The sequence below is a fragment of the Novosphingobium profundi genome (genome assembly GCF_018491765.1).
GTDB lineage: Bacteria > Pseudomonadota > Alphaproteobacteria > Sphingomonadales > Sphingomonadaceae > Novosphingobium > Novosphingobium profundi.
In genome coordinates this window covers 241653-258789 of record NZ_JABWCU010000003.1, presented here as the reverse complement: position 1 = coordinate 258789, position 17137 = coordinate 241653, and the positions used below count along the sequence as shown (strand labels likewise).

Below are 17137 nucleotides of genomic sequence, written 5' to 3'. Positions count from 1 at the left end.
ATTGCCCCTCCGGTGCAGCATGGCGCGCAAGGCCGGGTCAAGCGCGAGCGACCACGGTGCGCCCTCGCACAAGAATTGCGGGCCTCACCGCAAAGAGGCTTCATCCACCCGATACCTAGTGTGCAGGCCAGCAAGGAGAACGCAAAATGACCAAGTGGCTTATCACGGGAATCGGCGCCGGACTCGGGCGCGAACTGGCGCGCGCGGCGCTCGCGCGCGGCGATACGGTCGTCGGCCTGACCCGGCGCAGCGCGGACCCGCAGCTCGTAGCTCTTGCGCCCGAACGCATGCACGTGGTGCGGGTAGACCTGGCCGACGAAACCAGCGTCGACGAAGCGGTCGCGCGGGCCCAGACCCTGACCGGCGGCATCGACCGGCTCGTCAACAACGCGGGCTACGGCCTCGTCGGCGCGATCGAGGAAGTCACCATCGAGGAGGCCAAGGCGCTCTTCGAGATCAACGTCTTCGGCGCATTGCGCATGATCCGCGCGGTTCTGCCCGCCATGCGCGCACGCCGCAGCGGCCATATCGTCAACGTGACCTCGGTCAGCGGCCATGCTCCCTGGGCGGGGACCGGCATCTACGGCGCGAGCAAGTACGCGCTCGAATGCATCGGGCAGACGCTGGCGCAGGAAGTCGCGCCGATGAACATTCGCGTGACCAACGTCGCACCCGGCGGCATGCGCACCCAATTCGCGGCGAGCGGACTCAACCTCGCGCAGCGCGACATCGCCGACTACGACGAGGTCGCCCACTTCGCGCGCCGCTCGCTCACCGAGAATGCGGGACGCGAGAAAGGCGACCCGGCGCGTGCGGCGCAGGCGATCCTCGCCGCCCTCGATGCGCCCGAACCACCGCTCAACCTCCTGCTCGGCGAAGACGCGCTGCACTACGCCAGCGACCAGCACGCCTTCGTCGAGGGGCAGATGAAGACCTGGGAAGCGCTATCCCGCTCGATCGCCTTCGAGGACGCGTGAGCCACCCCTCCCGCGTGCCCAACGGGGCCATCGCGCGCGGAGCACCGTTCAACTGCTTCGAGCGCCTCGAACCCGCCACGACTGCGCTCGTCGTCATCGACACGTAGAGCGCTTTCGTGGGCGAGGGCGAGGTGTTCGGGAAGGCAAGCTCGCGCGCCAGCGTGCCCGCGATCAACGCGCTGTGTGCCGCCTTTCGTGCGAACGCAAGTCCGCTCGTATGGACTCGCCAAAGCGTAAGCGATGATCCCGCGCTGGCTATGCCCCCCTGGCAGTACGACCTCGCCGACCCTGTCGTCGCGCGCGCCGTCGAGGCGCTACGGCCCGGAGCCGCCTCGCACGCCCTTTAGGCAGGCAGGCGGGCGACGTCCTCGTCGGCACGCTCACCAACGTCTGCGTCGAATCCACTGCGCGCGAAGCCACTGCGCGCGAAGCCAACATGCGCGGCTACAAGGTGATCGTCGTGGCGGACGCCTGCTCGGCGGTGACCGACGCGGAGCAGGACGCGGCCCTGCTCAACTTGCGGCTCAACTTCGCCGACGTGAAGCGGACAGCTGAAGTCCTCGACATGGCCCGAACGTCATTCAGGGGCGCCGCCGTAAGGCCGCGCCCCTGAATGACGTTGGCGAAGGCGCGCCCGGTCAGCTGATCAGGCGCGGCACCGACATACCGAAGATATCGAAGTGCGCATCCGGATGCTCGGGCTTGCCGTCACGCGGGGCGCTGCGCACCTGGACAACGCCGTTCTTGCCAAAGCCCTCGACCACCGGACGCCCGGCGTCGCGGCTCAGCCAGAGGCGCAGGAGGTGGCGCTTGCGCTGCGGTTCGGGGTAGTCCCAGAACGTCGTGCGGGCATGAAGCGCGGCGTAGTTCGAGAGCCACTGGATATCGCCGGGGCGGAAATCCATCTCGATCGCCATACCCTCCTCGTAAGTGATCTTGTCGAAGAGTTCGAGCACCTCGATCTGTTCCGGGCTAAGCCGGGGAACGCCCTCGTAGTCCTGCGCGGTCAGGATGTAGAGCGAGCCCGCGTACATCGAGAACACCCCGTCGACGAGACTGACGATCGGCGAGGTATAGGTATCGGCCGGGGCGCTGTGGTCCTGCTTGCGCCAGTCCCAGTGGAACGGCTCGAGCAAAAGCGGGGCAAGATCGGGGCGCCGTGCCAGGATCTCGTTGTAGATCTGCGCGCCCGAGACGAGGCACGAGAGCCCGCCTTCCTTGGCGGGGCGCAGGCACATCAGCGCCACGATGTCCGAGCTGTCCGAATGGTAGACGAGCTTGTCGCGAACCTTGGACGAGAGCGCGGTCGGGTCGTCCATCATCTTGTCCGAAGTCGCGTAGACGTGGTCGAGCAGGTCGCCCATCTCGTTCTGGCGGATCGGATCGCCCATGTGCAGGCCGAGGATATAGTAGATCGCGGCCGAGAGCGCATCGGAATAGAACTCGGTGCGAAGCCCGCGCACGAGCACGAAACCGCGCCCGTAGTCGACGTCGCGCCCCCATTCGCGCGCGGCCTCGGCGCAGGCGACGAGCGGATAGTCCTCGGCCTGGACGGTCCGCAAATCGGGATTGTTCTCGAGGAAGCGCTTGCCCAGGGCCTCCAGTTCGAGAACCTGGGCATCGTTCAGCAGGTAGATCCACTCGCCGCTCCGCCCCAGCTCGTCGCCGCGCCAGGCGGCCGCGGTGGTGACCGGTGGAATTGCCTCCAGGGACGCCGGATGGGACATGCGCGCTTCCTTCTTTCGCTAGATCGTGTCGTTGGCCCCAGCGATAGGCCCAAGCGCCCTGCCCGACTTGTCGCGCGGTGACCGAAAACTAGTGCCCCGGCGTATGGTCGCCCGCCGGGGCACGCGCATGTTCAGGTCGTGAAGGTCTCACGCGAGAGCGGCATGGCGCGCACGCGCTTGCCGGTCAGCGCCGAAACCGCGTTAGCGACCGCCGGGGGAACGGCGGGCAGCGGCGGCTCGCCGATGCCCCCCATCTTGGCCCCGCTCTCGATGATCTTGACGTGGACATTGGCCATGCGGTCGGGCGGCAGGATCGAATAGGCGTCGAAATTGCGCGCGACCGGCAGGCCGTCCTCGTAGTCCGCGCCTTCGACCAGGACTTGCGACAGCCCCAGCGCGACGGCCGAATTGACCTGCGCGGCAACGATCGCGGGGTTGACGATGCTGCCCGGATCGATCGCTTCCCAGATGTCGTGGACGACAACCTGCCCGTCCTTGATCGAGACTTCAGCGACGGCCGCCGCCTCCGACCCGAACGGCGAGGCCATGGCAAGCCCTCGCGCGCGGCGTGAGCCGTCGGCCGCGGTGAACGGTCCGCGCTTCCAGCCGCCCGACAGGTCGACGGCGGCCTTGAGCAGGTTGGTCAGCCGCGCGTTGCCCGCAAGCAGGCGCAGGCGCAGCGCGTAAGGGTCCTTGCCGCCCTTGTCGGCCATCTCGTCGAGGAAGCTTTCGTAGAAGAAGTCGTTCATCGAGTTGCCGACCGAGCGCCAGTAGGCGAGCGTCGGCGGGTTCTTCACGTAGGCCTGCGCGATGCGCCGGTTGGCGATGGCGTAGGACTTGCCGGTGATACCCTCGAGCGCGGAATCGTCGAGCTCCTTGCCGCGCGCGTTGGCGATGCCCTCGCTCGGCCCCTCGCACACGCTGACGACGTCGAGCCCGACCGGCCAGCCATCCTTGTCGAGCGCGCCGCGGAACTTGACCACGGCCATCGGCCGCAGCGGATCGCGCAGGAATTCCTCCTCGCGGCTCCAGATCACCTTGACCGGACGTCCGGTGGCCTTGGCCAGCGCGATCGCGTGGGGATAGGGGTTGCCGTCCTTGTAGAGGAAGTGGCGGCCGAAGAAGCCGCCCAGCAGCGGGCTATGGATCTTGACTTGCGCGGGCTCGAGCCCGGCCTGCTTGGCGATTGCGGCCTGGAACATCTCGGGCACCTGGTTGGGCAACCACATGTCGAGCGTGCCGTCGGCGTTGAAGCGCGCCAGCGTCGAGGGCGGCTCGAGCTGGGCATGGTGCAGGTACTGGCTGCGGTAGGTCGCCTCGAGCGTGGTCGCGGCCGAGGCAAAGGCGCCTGCCACGTCGCCGGCGGTCTCGGCCTGTTCGCCGCGTCCGGTCTCAGCCGCGAGCTTCGCGGCGAAAGCCTCGGTCGCGAAATCGGCCGGCATATAGCGCACGTCATCCGGGTTGGCCGGTTCCTTCCACTCCACGTCGAGCGCGTCGGCGGCCTGGCGCGCGTGCCACCAGTAAGGCGCGACGACGGCCACCGCGCCCTCGAGCACATGCACCGAATGAACCCCGGGCATGGCCTTGACCGCCGCCTCGTTGCGCACCACGCCAGGCTGGAGACCAAGGCGCGGCGCGTGCTGCACCGCGGCCTGGAGCAAGTCCTCGACCTTGCAGTCGATCGCGTAGACCGCCTTGCCGGTGGACTTCATGTGCATGTCGAGGCGCGCGACCGGCTTGCCGATCCAGCGGAAGGTCGACGGATCGCGCAGCGTTACGCTCGCCGCATCGGGCACGGCCATGTCGCGCGCGTCGGCGGCGAGTTCACCATACGTCACCGAACGGCCCGAGGCGGCATGGACGACCTTGCCCGGCTGGGTGGAAAGCTGCGCGAGCGGCACGCCGAGCCGCTTGGCTCCCGCCTGGAGCAGCATCGCGCGGCCCGAGGCACCGATCCGGCGCATCGTGTCGTAGCTGCTGCGCACCGAGTTGCTGCCGCCGGTCACGCGGCGCCCATTCATGATCTGGAACACTTCGCCCGCAGGCGCGGCCTCGACGGTGAACACCGCCGGGTCCATGTCGAGTTCCTCGCCCACGATCTGCGCCATCGCGGTGAAGGTACCCTGCCCGCCTTCCATGAAGGGGCTGAGGAAACGCAAGGTGTTGTCGGGGCGGATCTCGATGAAGGCCGGAACGTCGAAGGCCTTGCCCGCCCCCGCCTCGGCCGCCCTGACGCGCGGGGCGGCAAGCGGGATGCCGAAGCCGAGCACGAGCGCGCCCGAGGCGACCCCGGCCGACCCCATCAGGAAGCGGCGGCGCGAGAGGTTCACCGGCTGCGTGCCCTCGGGCGCGAAGAGCGCTTCGGTTTGCCCGCCAGCACCTTGGGTCTTGGTCTCGTCAAACAGGCTCGCCATCACGCGGTCTCCTTCCCGGCATGCCCCGCCAGGTCGCTCAGCGCGGCGTGGATGGCGTTGTAGGTGCCGCAGCGGCACAAGTTGATCATGGCCGCGCGCACGTCCTCTTCGCTGGGATGGGCGTTCTCCTTGAGCAGCGAGACCGCCGCCATGACCTGGCCGGACTGGCAGTAGCCGCACTGGGGAACCTGGTGCTTGACCCAGGCCGCGACGACCTTCTGGCCGAGCGCGTCCTCTTCCATCGCCTCGATCGTGGTGATCTTGCTTTCTGCCACGCTGCCCACCGGCGTCACGCACGAACGCGTGACCACGCCGTCGACCAGCACCGAGCAGGCGCCGCATTGCGCGATACCGCAACCATACTTGGTGCCGGTCATGCCCAGCACGTCGCGCAGTGCCCACAGCAGCGGCATCTCGGGTTCGGCATCCACCTCGCGCGGCGACCCATTGACCTGAAGCTTCATCGTCATTCCCCTAATCATGCGCGCACCGCGAAAACGCCGACACCGCCACACCGGTCCACCAGGCCGCCCTGCACGCGGGGCGTTCGATAGCACAGGATTGCAGCGTGTGCTCCATTTGCCTTTGCAAAGGCACGATTGTTTTCACAGGACACCCTCCGCACCCGAAAAAGCAGGCCCCCGGCCCGGCGCGAACCGGTCGGAGGCCTGCAGGTCCGTCAGCGGCGCAATTAGAACTTCTGGCCCCAACGCACCCCGAAGAAGCGGGGCTTGATCGCGAAAGTGCGCGAGGAGCCGGAGCAGAAAGTGATCGAACAGAACGTGTTCTTGGTCAGTTCGCCGCGTTTGTCGAAGGCGTTCTGGATAAAGAAGTCGAGCGTCCAGGTGTCCTTCTTCACGCCGGCCGAAAAGTCGAAGGAGACGAAGCCCGGGGTGGTTCCCAAGAGTTCGTTGTATTCGACGTTCAGATCCTGCGTCGCGCTGGTCTGGTAGTTCGCCGCGCCCATCAGGTAGGCGTCCATGTCGCCCAGCATCGTATCGTAGCGCACCGAGGTGGTGCCCTTGAAACGAGGCTGGCGCGGCAGGCGCGTGCCATCGGCGGCCGCGACGGTCGGCGTCGAAACGTTCGAGTCCTCGACGAATTCGCCCACCGCACAACTCGGGAGCTGCGAGATCGACATCGTCGTGGTGTTGAGCGCGAAATTGCAGAAGTTGCCCTTCAGCTTCGCGTCGTTGAAGGCGCCCGAAGACGAGATCGTGACGTCGCCCAGCTTGAGGTCGGCGTCGTATTCGATGCCCTTGACTTCGGCCTTGCCCGCGTTGCCGGTCATGCCCGCACCCTGCGTGCCCGAAACGACCACGCTGTACTGGATGTTGTCCCACTTCTCGAGGTAGGCCGAGACGTTGAAGCGGAAGATGTTGGCCCAGGTCGTCTTGAAGCCGATTTCGAAGTTGGTCAGCGTTTCCGATTCGTAAGGGTCGACCGTCACCGTGCCCACGCCATTGACGCGCAGCGCGCGGTTGTAGCCGCCGGGACGGAAGCCGGTGGAGTAGGTGGCGTAGACCATCTTGTCGGGCTCGAACTGCCAGTCGAGCGCGATCTTGTGGGTTTCGCCCGCTTCCGAGTACGAGCCGTTGGCGTTGATGCACGAGAGGCGTTCGTCGTCCGGGAACGGCACCGAACACCCCACCGCCAGGGCTGAAGCCGCGACGCCGCTGAAGCCCTTGGACTTGTAGCTCGTCCAGAAGAAGCGGATGCCGCCGGTTACCTTGAGCGTGGGCGTGATGTCGTAGTGGCCTTCGGCGAAGAGCGCCTTGTCGGTCCACTTGTTGTTGCGCTCGGAGAGGTAGAAGGCCTCGCCCTTCACCGCGCGCGAGCCCAGGATCATCGTGCCCAGCGGATTGCCGTCCGCATTGATGACGTCGCTCGTGTCGAAATAGGGCGTGCCGTCGTCGTCATAGGCAATCCCGTACATCGCCGGAACGCCCAGCAGGCCGCCCGCGACGTCGCCGCCGCCCGCCTCGGTGTAGCCGGCCATGGTGTCGAGACCGTGCGTCGCGTAGCGGTCGTTGGTCGATTCCCGGCGCGACTGGAAGAAGCCGCCGAAGGTCACGTCGAACGGCCAGCTCGAGGGCGTGGTGATGCGCAGTTCCTGCGTGAACTGGCGATCCTTGGTCAGGCCTTCGTAGTATTGCTGCGGGTTGATAAGTCCCGAACAGCTCATGTCCGCGCCCGAACCGTTACAGGTCGAGGCGTCCCAGAACTGCAGGTAGCTTTCGTAGCCCGGCCCGAAGCTGTCATAGGTCACGGTGTAATACGTGTAGTCGTTGCGCAAGTGCACCTTGCGGTGGAAGTAGCCCGTTGCCGAAACCACGTCCCAGTCGCCGATGTGACCATGGATCGCGAGTTGCGCCTGGTACCACTGGTCGTCCTGGCGGGTGAGGTCGTAGTCGTGGACCTCGAGATCGCCCACGCGCGGATCATAGCCAAAATAGCCATAAGCGATCTGGCGCTGCGCGGTGACTTCGGGACGCACTTCCCAGCCCGGCGCCGGTTCCCACAGCAGTTGGAGGCGGCCGCCGTACTCGTAGATCGGGTTGTAGTCGTTCTCGGCAATCGCACTGTTGTCGAGTGTATAGGAGGTCGCCGGGTTGGAATCGCCCAGATCCAGCGTCAGCGAGTCTCCGACATTGTTGAGCCCGTTGTTTGCCACGTTGTCGATGTAGCCGCCGTCGTGGCGGTAGTAGCCCATCGCGCGCATCGCGAGATTGTCCGCGATCGGCACGTTGACGTAGGTCTCGAACTGCTGGCCCAGGTCACCCGCGCCGTACTTGTTGAGCTCGGTGTTGTAGCCCCATTCGAACTCGCCGATCTTGGGCTTGCTCGAGATGAAGCGGATTGTGCCCGCCAGCGAGCCCGCGCCGTAGAGCGTACCTTGCGGACCTGAAAGCGCCTCGACGCGCTCGATGTCGTAGACATGGATGTCGGGGAGATCCGTCCCCGCGATGGGGATGTCGTCGAGATAGTAGCCGACCGAGGCGTAGCTGCCGCCCGCCGGCACGATCCCGCGGAAATAGGGGGTCTGGCGCCCCGGCCCGAGACCGGCAATGGTAACCGAAGGCAGCATCGCGGTGAGATCGGAGAGGCCGTTCACCTGGCGCGATTCCAGCTTTGCCTCGCCCAGCGCCTGGATCGAGATCGGCACCTTCTGCACGCTCTCGGAGGTGCGCGTCGCGGTGACCACGATGTCGCCGAGCGAGGATTGCTCGGGCGGCGCCTCGGGCGCGGGGGCTGCGGCCGGAGCCGCATCCTCGGCGAAGGCCGTACCGCTCGCCGCGAAGGGCGTGACGATCGCCGTGGTGGAGAGCAGGCACGCGGCGTTCCACCGCCGCAAACGGGTACGAATATTCATCCTTGAGGAGCCCCCTGTTTTCCCTGAATTTCGCGATTCTCCTCCCCCAAGAAGAATGTCCGCCTTGCACGGATCCTCGCTTATTCGCATTTCGCCGCGCGGCTTTTATTTCGCCTGCGCCAGACGCAAATCTCCTGCCCCGAAGATGGACTTCAGGTTCACGGAACGATGACTATCCCGCGAAGAACGCATTCATTTAAAAATCGCTTTAGACGCCTTCGCTATTGCACAAACCCGAACGGTCGTCCTAGATTGAGTAAACCGACGCAGGGGGCTTATGTCAAGCACCTATCGCCACGAAATTTAGCAGTTTATTTCGCGCTTGTCCGGAGCCCTGAAATGATCATCTTGCCAATGTGCAGACGCACAACCCAATCGAACAAAGCTCCGGTTTCACGCGCGTCGAACTCGAGCCGCACAAGGAACAACGCCCCGCTGCGTTAACCCTTGGCTTCCGCATGTTTTCTTGAACCTCGCCGCAGCCACGCCAAGAGCATTGCCCGCATCGGAAACTCATCTTTGCAAGAGGAAGCAGAACACCAGATCATGACCGGACAGAGCTTTCAGACCACGCCAACCGTCCCCTCTCCCCAGGCGCTTGCCCGAATCGCTGCAAGCCTCGATGCCAACCCGCGTCGCGCCCATGAGGAAGCCGAAGCTCTGCTGGCCCGGTCGCCGGGTTTCCCACCGGCCGAATTGCTCGCCTGCCAGGCTCTGGTACGCCTGGAAAAACCCCGCGAGGCCCTGCCGCGACTCGAAGCGCTGGCGATGCGCGAAGCGCGCGTTCCCGCCGTCCTTTGGGAGCTGGCGCAAGTCGCCATGTCCTGCGGCGCGACGGCCAAGGCCTTGCCCGCGCTCGAAGCCCTGACGCGGCTGCAACCCGCAATCGCCGGCGGATGGTTTCTCCTCGCACGCGCCTTGCGCGCTTCACGACGCGAGATGGACGCCTGGCGCGCCGATCTTTCGGGGGTCCACGCTTCGGCGCGTGATCCCGAACTGGTCAAGGCGGCCATGGCGATGAACGCGCAGCGCTTTGAGGACGGCATTGCCTTGCTGGAAGCACGGATCGCTCAGCGCGGGGAGGACGCGCCCGCGGTGCGCCTGCTTGGCGAGACACACTGGCGACGGGGCGACATGACCGCCGCTCTCGACCGGGCCATGCGCGCCGTCGAACTCGCGCCCGGCTTCGATCTTGCGCGCGACTTCCTGATCCGCCTGCTCCTCCAGAACAACCGCCTCGCCGAGGCGCTGGAGCACGCCGAGGTCCTCGTGCGCTCGCCGGTCGACACGCCCGCCCACGCACTCATCCTCGCCTCGGTCCTGGTGCGGATCGGCGATCATGCGCGCGCCGAGGAACTTTACCGCGAGATCCTGGGCGCACGCCCGCAGCAGCCTCAGGTCTGGCAGAATCTGGGCCACGTGCTGAAGACCACCGGTCAGCAGGCCGAGGCCATTTGCGCCTATCGCGAAGCCGTCGCCCAGAAGCCGACCATGGGTGAGGCCTGGTGGAGCCTCGCCAATCTCAAGACTGCACGGCTCGGCCCCGCCGACATCGCCGCGATGGAAGCCGCCCTCGCCTCGATCGACCCGGCCGCGCCCGAACTTCGCGAAGACACCTTCCATCTCCATTTCGCGCTCGGCAAAGCGTACGAAGATGCCGGCGAACCCGCCCCCTCCTTCGCGCACTACGACAAGGGCAACCGCCTGCGCCGCACGCTCGTCCCGCACGACCCCGAGGCCTTTTCCGCCGAAGTCGCCGCCACCGCGCAGACCTTCAACGCCGCGATGCTCGCGCAGATGGGCCCCGGCGGTTGTGAAGCGCCCGATCCGATCTTCATCGTCGGCTTGCCCCGTTCGGGCTCGACCTTGATCGAGCAGATCCTCGCCAGCCACAGCCGGATCGAGGGCACGCTCGAGCTGCCCGAAATGATGATCATCGCCAGCCGCCTGCAATCGCGCGTCGACGAAGGCGAATTTCCCGATTTCGCCGCGATGATCGCCGCTCTTACCCCGCAGGACCGCCTGCGCCTGGGCGAGGAGTACATCGAGAAGACCCGCGTCCACCGAAAGACAAGCAAGCCCCTGTTCCTCGACAAGATGCCCAACAACTGGCAGCATGTGGGCCTGATCCGGCTGCTCCTTCCCAACGCGCGGATCATCGATGCGCGGCGCCACCCCATGGCGTGCTGCTTCTCGGGCTGGAAGCAGCACTTCGCCCGCGGCCAGACCTTCTCTTACGACCTCGCCGATATCGCGCGCTACTATCGCGACTATGTCGCGCTGATGGCCGCTTACGATGCCGCCGCGCCGGGGGCGGTGCACCGCGTGATCTACGAGGACATGGTGCATTCGACCCAAGCGCAGATCCGCGCCCTGCTCGACTACCTTGGCGTCCCCTTCGAACAGGCCTGCCTCGACTTCCACACCAACGCGCGCGCCGTGCGCACCGCCAGCTCGGAACAGGTCCGCCAGCCGATCTTCACCAGCGGGGTCGACGCCTGGGAGCGCTACACACCCTGGCTTGGCCCGCTCGAGCACGCTTTGGGGCCGATCGACCGGCTCTACCCGGCCCCTCGCATGCCCTGACCGCACGGGTTCCCGAACCGCGGTTTACGATTACCTGAAAGGCTCTTAGAGAGCCCTCCCCAGCGTTGCCCGCCGCGCGCAGCGCCCCCTCGCCTGCGCGACCGACCCTGGCGGAAATTGGAACGAGGCAGTGGAGCATCACAGTGCCCAAGAACGAGACCACCACCGAACACCAGCGCCCCGGCGTCTACGCACGCGGCGCGGACACCGTCGACACCATCATCAAGGCTGCCTTGCGCGTGATCATCGAGGAAGGCGCCGCCGCCTTCTCGATCCGGCGCATCGGTGCGGAATGCGGGTTGAAGGTCGGCAACGTCAGCTACCACTTCCCGCGCAAGGAACTGCTCGTCAAGGTCATGCTCGACGACATGATGGAGGGCTACCAGGCCAAGCTCGACGATGACGTGCGCAACGTCGATATCTCGAGCGAGGAGCGCCTGCGCCGCGTCATCGTGATGTGCCTCGAGGACATCTGCAGCAAACGCACGACGCGCCTGTTCACCGAACTGTGGTCACTGGCCAACCAGAGCGCGTTCATCGCCGAGCGGATCGAGGCCTTCTACGGCGTCGCCCATAGCCAGATCGGCGAACAGATCCGTGCCCTGAACCCGGATCTCGACGACGATGAAATCCATTCGCTGGCGCTGTTCTTCAGCACCTCGATGGAGGGAACGACGCCGTTCCTGGGCTACGAGAAGCCGTGGCGTGCCAAAATGCCGCAGATCATGGCTTTGAGCATCGAATCGTTTATTCACCTTGCAAAGACGCTGAAACACGGTGACATTGCCCGTCTGACAAACGAAATCGAATAGACATAATCCAGACACCGGGAGAGCGATGTCCTGAACGTCGACGTGCATGAGGGTGCACGAACGAATTCAGGGGGGTCACTTTGCCGCAGTCGAACTCGCGCATAGGCGTTGTCGTACCAGCCATACTCGCAGGAGCCCTCGCGCTGCTGCAGCCGGGCATTGACCCTGTCTTCCTGTCGCTGCTGAGCAAGGCCCATGCGCTTGATCCAACCCTTCACGGCTGGATCGTCAGCGCAACGCAGGCCGGACTGGCGGCGGGATCGCTACTGAGCCTCCTCGCCGGATCGCGGCTCCCACCCTACACGTTCGCCCTGGCCGCACTGCTGGCCCTCGCCGCGGCGCTCGGCACCGCGCTCAGCGGCGAATTCGCGACCCTCGTGGTGCTGCGTGCCGCGTTCGGCCTCGCCACCGGGCTGATCTACACGCAGGCCCTTGCCCATGCCGCGCGCCATCGACCGACGGCCGCCTTCGCCGCGACGTTCCTGCTGCAACTCCTCCTTTCCATGATCGCGGCAATCGCCCTGCCCGCGCTGGCCGAGAGCTTCGACGCGCGCCTCGCGCTGGTCGGCCTCGCGCTCGTCCCGGGCGCGCTCCTGGCGATCCTGCTCCTCGTCCCGGATCCGATCGGGACGCACTGCGAATGGTCCCGAGCAGCGCAGGACGCCTCGGTGCGCCGCGCGGAACCGGCGGGTTCCGGCTTCTCGCTCCAGATCGCGCTGCTGGCGGGGGCCATCCTGGGCTACGTCTGCGCGACGATGATGGTCTGGTCGATGACCGGATCGATGGCCCTTGCCGCGGGCTTCAGCAACGCCACGATCGGCAACGCCGTCAGCATCGGCTCGCTCGCCGGGGCCGTCACTGCTTTGGCGCTCTTTGCCGAACGCATTCGCGTCTCGCCCAAGCTGACCGCCGTGCTCTGCGGCCTTTCGCTGATGGCGCCGGTCTTCGCCACCATCCATGGCCACCCGCTGCTGTTCATCCTGGGCATCATCGCGTTCAACATCGGATCGACCGCGATCGTCATTCGCTGTTCGGGGTTCGCTGCGTCCGCTTGCCGCTCGACGCGCGACTTGCGGTTCGTCTCGTGCCTGCAGACGCTGGGCATGATCGCGGGCCCCGCGATCGGGTCGCTCTCGACGATGGCCGCAAGCCCGGGCGGCCCGCTGCTGCCCGCTGGCGCGGCCATCGCGCTCGCCTGCAGCGCGCTGACCATCTGGCACGCACGCGAGCGCGCGATGGGCACCCGTTTTCAACCCGCCGCCCACCTGCTCGAGCAGCCGCAGGCCGCTTGACGCCTTGGGTCGCTGCACCTGCGGCATCGTCGGGCACCGTTCACGAAACGGCGAAAATTCGAGGATTTTCGCGGCGCACCACCGTGCCTCTCGCCGTCCCATTGCCGGCTGCCACCATAAAAATGCTGCGACACAAAAAAGCGCCTTGACCAACTCTTGATGATTGTCCAGTTTTTCCGAGCCCAAACGAAGAATCGTGGAATTCATCGTGTAATCAGGGGGGTAATCCAAATAATGCGCTTTTCGCGAACAAATCGCAGCAAACCCCGCATGAGCAACTCGGACGCCGCGCCCACTAATGCGCAAGGACTAGTCCCGGACTCGGACGCCAGCGCGCGCTTTGCGGTGCCCTGGCGCCGTCTTCCCATGGTCTCGATGATTGCCGCAGGCGCACTTTCGACCTCGGTCGTGATCGCGCAGTCGGAGACGCCGGACGACATCACGTCCGATCCCGCCGGCTGGACCGAGAGCGAGGAAGGCATTCCCGTCACCGACGCGCTCACCATGCAGAAGTGCGGGACCTGCCATGCCCCCGACGACAAGGGCAACCTCTCGCGCATCTCGTGGATCCGCTCGACTCCCGAAGGCTGGGCGCAGACGATCAAGCGCATGGTCAAGCTCAACGGGCTCGACATCTCACCCGTCGAGGCCCGCTCGGTGGTCAAGTACCTCTCGACCTACCACGGCCTCGCGCCCGAGGAAGCCAAGCCCGTGATGTACCTCGCCGAGAAGCGCATCCAGGACGAGACGATCATCCCCAACGACACGCTGCGCCAGACCTGCGCGAGCTGCCACGCCTTCGCCCAGCCGATGTCCTCGCGCCGCTCCAAGCGCGAATGGGGCCTCCTCCAGAACATGCACCGCGCGCTCTATTCGACCGCCGAGTTCATCTACAATACGCCGGTCGGTTCAGGCTACGACGAAGACGGCGGCCCGGCCCCGCAGGAGGGCGAAAAGCCCGAGAAGCAGGCCATCGCCGCGCTCAAGTGGCTGAGCGCCAACGCCCCGCTCCACACCCCCGAATGGGCCGCCTGGCGCCCGCGCATCCGCGCGCCCAAGCTGGGCGGGAAATGGCTGGTCTCGGCCGAAATGCGCGGCCATGGAAAGTTCGTCGGCGAGATGACGGTCGCCCCCAAGGAACCGGGCTCGGACGAATACGTCACCACCACCGTGCTGCGCTCGTTGAAGGACGGTTCGGTCCACACCCGCAAGGGCAGCGCGCTCATTTATACCGGGTTCTCCTGGCGCGGATCCTCCAACGGAACGGCACAGGCCGGCGCGCCCGACAGCCTCGACAGCAACTTGCGTGAGACCATGTGGTTCGCCCCCGACCAGTCCATGGCCATGGGCCGCTGGTACTGGGGCGAATACCACGAGTTCGGCTTCGACGTGACGCTGCGCCGCGAGGCCGGAGCCCCCGTCATCGGCGGCATCTCGGCCGATGCGATCAAGGCCGGCACCAAGGGCGCGCAAGTCCACATCTACGGCGCCAACCTGCCCGCCGACCTCACCGCGGCCGATATCGACTTCGGCGGCGGCACCAAGGTCGCCAAGCTGGTCTCGGTGACACCCAATGAAGCCGTCGTCACGCTCGACGTCGCGTCCGACGCGGTGCCCGGCCAGCGTGACCTCTCGCTCGCAAGCGCGGTCCTGCCCAAGGCCCTGCCGGTCTACGCCAGCGTCGATTACGTCAAGGTCACGCCCGACACCGCGCTGGCGCACCTGGGTGGCCTGAAGTTCGCCAAGGGCTTCGAGCAGTTCGCCGCCTACGCCTGGTCGAACGGCCCCGACGGCAAGCCGAACACGCCCGACGACTTCGCGATCCGCCCGATCGAGGCGACCTGGAAGCTCGCCGAGTTCCCGACCGTGCCTTACGACGACGACATCCACTTCGTCGGCACGATCGACCAGGGCAGCGGCCTGTTCACCCCCAATGTCGAGGGGCCCGATCCCCAGCGCCGGTTCGGACGCAACAACTACGGCGAAGTCTGGGTCGTTGCGACCGCCAAGGACCTTGTCGGCAAGGACGGCAAGCCGCTTTCGGGCCGCTCGTACCTCGTCATCACCGTCCCCACCTACAAGCGCTGGGACCAGCCGGAGGTCTCCGAATGAACACGATGACCACACCCACCGCCGATTTCCGCACCGCGCGCTACGCGATCGGCGAATTGCATGAATTCGAGGCAGCGGACCAGGCCTATGTCTACCTTGTCGGCGCGGGCGCGATCTTCGCCCTCGACGAGGGTGCCCGCGCGGTATTGAATGCGTTGCGCGAGGGCGAGATGAGCCACGACGAGATCGTCGGTGCCCTCCTCGCCCACGGCTACAGCGCGGCCGACGCGCAGGACCTGATCCGCGAGCTGCTCTTCGTGCGTGGCATCGTCTCGGACCGCATCGCGCCTGCGATCGATCCGCAGCCGACCGCCCCTCCGGCCGACTTCCCGCTCCAGGCGCTGGTGCTCAACATCACCAACCAGTGCAACCTCGCCTGCACGTACTGCTACGAGTTCGGCGCGGACAAGATCGCAACGCCCCAGGGCAAGCCCAAGTTCATGACGCTCGAGACGGCCAAGAGCTCAATCGACTTCCTGCTTGCCCAGTCTGGCGCCCGCGAGAACGTGCACGTCACCTTCTTTGGCGGCGAAACGCTAATGAACTTCAAGCTTTTGCGCGAAGTCGTGCTCTACGCGAACGAGGCCGCGGCGGCGCAGGGCCGGTCGATGACCTACAGCCTGACCACCAACGCGACGCTGCTCTCCGACCCGATCATCGAGTTCCTGGCCGACAACGACGTGGGCGTCACCGTCTCGATCGATGGCCCCGCCGAACTCCAGGACGCCCGGCGCGTCTACAAGAGCGGCAAGGGTTCCTACGAGGTAATCGAGCCGCGCCTGAAGAAGCTGATCGCCCGCCACAGGAGCCGCGCCATCACTGCTCGCGTGACGCTGAGCGAGGGCGTCACCGACGTCCTTCGTATCTACCGCCACCTCAAGGACGAGCTGGGCTTCCACGAAGTGGGCTTCGCGCCCGTCACCAATTCGGGCGAGCAGGACTACGCGATCAACGGCGACGGGATGAGCCGGGTCCTCGCCGACTTCCACGCGCTGGCGCAGGAATGGCTCGACTATGCGCTGGAGAACCGGATGCACGGCTTCTCCAATGTCTCGGAGACGATCGCGGAACTGATGCAGGGCGTGAACAAGTCGCATCCGTGCGGTGCGGGCCTGGGCTTGCTCGGCGTCAGCCCCTCGGGCGACCTTTCGCCGTGCCACCGCTTCACCGATGCCGACACCCACACGCTGGGCAACATCGAGACCGGGATCGACGCGGAAAAGCGCGAGGACTTCCTCTCGCGCGGGCACGTCAGCGCCAAGTACGAATGCCAGTCCTGCTGGGCCCGGCCGCTCTGCGCGGGCGGCTGCCACCACGAGGCCTTCGTGCGCTACGGCGACACCGGCCACGCCAACCTGCACTACTGCGACTGGATCCGCGAATGGACCGACACCTGCCTTCGCGTCTACGGCGCGGTGGCCGCGCAGAACCCGCAATTCCTCGAACGTTTCGCCACGCGGAAAGGCCAGTCATGAAGCATCTGAAGCCGATCAACCGCAAGGCCCAGAAGATCGACGATCTGGCGCCTGCAGCCGCAACCCCTGCCGATCCCATGCTCGAGGACGACGTCGTCGCTCTCCAGCAGAAGACCCAGCATCCGCATGTCCCGATGGGCTGCACGCTGGCCTTTTCGCCGGGCTGGGAAGTCGATGCCGGCGGCGGCACCGCGGGCCTGTGCCAGCCGGTCGAACGCGACATCTACGACTGTTACGTCACCTGCTTCTGGCCGGTGCAGGTCCCCGACCACGTCAACTACTCGCCCGACTGGGCCAGCAACTGCTCCTCGGCAGCCAAGGACTGGCGCAACCTCGATCTCGTCTTCCCATGATCCTTCACCGGCGCCC

Annotated in this window: 13 protein-coding genes; 9 read left to right on the top strand and 4 right to left on the bottom strand. The window is 66.1% G+C overall.

Going from position 1 to position 17137, the window contains the following annotated elements:
• The first annotated feature begins 146 nt into the window (after positions 1 to 146).
• The 3 genes from HT136_RS03725 (at position 147) to HT136_RS26150 (ending at position 1590) form a co-directional block, all read left to right on the top strand.
• Positions 147 to 977, top strand: a complete 831-nt coding sequence (locus tag HT136_RS03725; RefSeq protein ID WP_214197966.1) for an oxidoreductase — start codon at positions 147 to 149, stop codon at positions 975 to 977.
• Between the two features lie 116 nt (positions 978 to 1093).
• Positions 1094 to 1324, top strand: coding sequence for a hypothetical protein (locus HT136_RS26155; RefSeq protein ID WP_246543319.1), 231 nt, complete (start codon positions 1094 to 1096; stop codon positions 1322 to 1324).
• The gene (locus HT136_RS26150; RefSeq protein ID WP_246543359.1) at positions 1243 to 1590 is read left to right on the top strand and encodes a cysteine hydrolase family protein; all 348 of its coding nucleotides are present in this window, start codon (positions 1243 to 1245) and stop codon (positions 1588 to 1590) included. The genes HT136_RS26155 and HT136_RS26150 overlap by 82 nt, the downstream gene beginning before the upstream one ends.
• 25 nt (positions 1591 to 1615) lie before the next feature.
• On the opposite strand, the gene HT136_RS03715 is transcribed toward HT136_RS26150, so the two are convergent.
• The 4 genes from HT136_RS03715 to HT136_RS03700 form a co-directional block, all read right to left on the bottom strand.
• Positions 1616 to 2704, bottom strand: a complete 1089-nt coding sequence (locus HT136_RS03715; RefSeq protein ID WP_214197964.1) for a TauD/TfdA family dioxygenase — start codon at positions 2702 to 2704, stop codon at positions 1616 to 1618.
• A gap of 131 nt (positions 2705 to 2835) precedes the next feature.
• Entirely contained in the window at positions 2836 to 5118 is a 2283-nt protein-coding gene (locus tag HT136_RS03710; RefSeq protein WP_214197962.1) for a xanthine dehydrogenase family protein molybdopterin-binding subunit, read from the bottom strand.
• Positions 5118 to 5588, bottom strand: coding sequence for a (2Fe-2S)-binding protein (locus tag HT136_RS03705; protein WP_246543318.1), 471 nt, complete (start codon positions 5586 to 5588; stop codon positions 5118 to 5120). Before HT136_RS03705 ends, HT136_RS03710 begins: the two co-directional genes overlap by 1 nt.
• 221 nt (positions 5589 to 5809) lie before the next feature.
• Complete coding sequence (locus HT136_RS03700) at positions 5810 to 8491, bottom strand: TonB-dependent receptor (RefSeq protein WP_214197961.1); 2682 nt, start codon at positions 8489 to 8491, stop codon at positions 5810 to 5812.
• A 546-nt stretch (positions 8492 to 9037) separates the two neighbouring features.
• Here HT136_RS03700 and HT136_RS03695 point away from each other — a divergent pair.
• From HT136_RS03695 to qhpC, 6 genes are all read left to right on the top strand, one after another.
• Complete coding sequence (locus HT136_RS03695; RefSeq protein WP_214197959.1) at positions 9038 to 11077, top strand: tetratricopeptide repeat-containing sulfotransferase family protein; 2040 nt, start codon at positions 9038 to 9040, stop codon at positions 11075 to 11077.
• Between the two features lie 143 nt (positions 11078 to 11220).
• A complete protein-coding gene (locus tag HT136_RS03690; protein WP_214197957.1) occupies positions 11221 to 11889 on the top strand; it encodes a TetR/AcrR family transcriptional regulator in 669 nt (222 codons plus the stop codon).
• Positions 11890 to 11969: 80 nt separating this feature from the next.
• Positions 11970 to 13181 carry an MFS transporter gene (locus HT136_RS03685; RefSeq protein WP_214197955.1) on the top strand — a complete coding sequence of 404 codons (1212 nt, stop codon included), beginning with the start codon at positions 11970 to 11972 and terminating at the stop codon, positions 13179 to 13181.
• 270 nt (positions 13182 to 13451) lie between these two features.
• On the top strand, positions 13452 to 15293 hold the full coding sequence (gene peaA / locus HT136_RS03680) for a quinohemoprotein amine dehydrogenase subunit alpha (RefSeq protein ID WP_246543317.1): 1842 nt from the start codon (positions 13452 to 13454) through the stop codon (positions 15291 to 15293).
• Complete coding sequence (peaB, locus tag HT136_RS03675; RefSeq protein WP_246543316.1) at positions 15290 to 16768, top strand: quinohemoprotein amine dehydrogenase maturation protein; 1479 nt, start codon at positions 15290 to 15292, stop codon at positions 16766 to 16768. The genes peaA and peaB overlap by 4 nt, the downstream gene beginning before the upstream one ends.
• The gene (gene qhpC / locus HT136_RS03670; protein WP_214197953.1) at positions 16765 to 17121 is read left to right on the top strand and encodes a quinohemoprotein amine dehydrogenase subunit gamma; all 357 of its coding nucleotides are present in this window, start codon (positions 16765 to 16767) and stop codon (positions 17119 to 17121) included. The genes peaB and qhpC overlap by 4 nt, the downstream gene beginning before the upstream one ends.
• Positions 17122 to 17137 lie beyond the last annotated feature (16 nt).